1 pseudogene is annotated in these 1,642 nt (G+C 76.4%); it reads left to right on the top strand.

Annotation, left to right across the window (positions count from 1 at the left end):
- Nucleotides 1-79 precede the first annotated feature (79 nt).
- Nucleotides 80-1,267 (top strand): annotated as a pseudogene (locus MXD58_RS27160) (M16 family metallopeptidase); the annotation flags it as partial.
- Between the last annotated feature and the right edge of the window lie 375 nt (nt 1,268-1,642).

The raw sequence follows: 1,642 nt of genomic DNA, 5'->3' as shown, positions 1-1,642 counted from the left end.
CGGCGGACGTCGCGGATCGGGTGGCCGCCTACCGCGCCGGCTACCTGCCGGAGGAGCGCCGTGAACTCGAACGGCGGAACTGCCGGGGGTCACCGACCGCACGCTCGACAACGGCCTGCGGGTGCTGGTCGTGGAGCGCACGTCGGTGCCGCTCGTCGAGGTGCGCCTGCGCATCCCGTTCGCCGGCCTCGGCGCCGACCATCACGCGCGCGCCGAGGTGCTGGCGGAGACCCTGTTCACCGGCTCGCCGCGGCTGGACCGGGTGGGTCTGGCCACCGAGGTCCAGCGGCTCGGCGGCGCCCTGTCCACCGGCGTCGACCACGACCGGCTCGCCGTCGTGGGCTCCGCGTTCGCGGCGAACCTCGAACCGCTGCTCGAGATCATGGCCGACGTCCTGCTGGGCGCGACCTACCCCGACGACGAGGTCGCCGGCGAGCGGGACCGGATCGTCGAGGACACCGCCGTGGCGCGCAGCCAGCCGACGGTCATCGCCCGGGAGGCCCTGCTCGCCCGCCTGTTCGGCGACCACCCGTACGCGACGGGCATCGCCGATCCCCACATCGTCGGCCAGGTGGGGTCGGGCGACGTGCGCGCCCTGCACACCGCGCGGGTCGGCCCGGCCGGGGCCATCCTCACCCTCGTCGGCGACATCACCCCCGAGCGGGCGTTGGCCGCGGTCACCTCGGCCCTCGGCGGCTGGTCGGGCGGGACGGCCGCCGCGGCGCCGGTGCTGCCACCGCTGGGCCTGGGCCCGATCCTCATCGTGGACCGGCCCGGCGCCGTGCAGACGAACATCCGCCTCGGCGGGGCGGCGCTGTCCCGGTCCGCACCCGGGGCACCGGCCCAGCGCCTGGCCAGCACGATCTTCGGTGGCTACTTCAGCTCCCGGCTCGTCGACAACATCCGCGAGGACAAGGGCTACACCTACTCGCCGCGCAGCTCGATCGACCACTACCAGGTGGGTTCGCGGTTCACCGTCGCCGCGGACGTCGCCACGGAGGTGACCGGGCCGGCCCTGGTGGAGATCTTCTACGAGCTCGGGCGCCTGGCGGTGCTGGCGCCGAGCCAGGCGGAGCTCGACGCGGCCCGCCAGTACGCGGTGGGCACGCTCGCGCTCGGTAGCGCGACCGCCGCCGGCCTCGCCTCCACCCTGTCCGCGCTGGCCGGCGCCGGCCTGGGCGTGGAGTACCTGCGTGACCATCCTCGGGCGCTGGGCGAGGTCACGGTCGCCGACGTGCAGTCCGCCGCGGCGGACCTGCTCGCCCCGTGGGCCGACCGACCGGTGAGGGCTCTCACCCCCCCGGCGCCGGCCGTGTCGACGTCCGCGCCTGCGGCGCCGGCCCCGACGCCGCTGCCTGCGTCTGTGCCGCTGCCTGCGTCTGTGCCGCTGCCTACCTCTGTGCCGCTGCCTGCGTCTTTGTCCTTGCCCGCGCCGTCGCCGCTGCCGGTCTCGCCGCCGGTGCCGGCTTCGACCGGGCGAGGCTCGTCGGCGCAGGCGGGAGCCCCGTCGGTGACGGGTCCGCCGCAGCGCCAGGCGGTGCTCGCTGAACTGCGGGCGGCGCTGGCCGACAACGACTCGGCGCTGGCCGCGGTCGTCGACCGGTGGACAGCGCTCCCGCCGGGCCTGCCCGCGGCCCCCGCC

This window comes from Frankia sp. AgKG'84/4, assembly GCF_023242965.2.
Taxonomy (GTDB): Bacteria; Actinomycetota; Actinomycetes; order Frankiales; family Frankiaceae; genus Frankia.
Note: the sequence above shows the minus strand (reverse complement) of the source record. Positions and strands in the feature narration are given on the sequence as shown.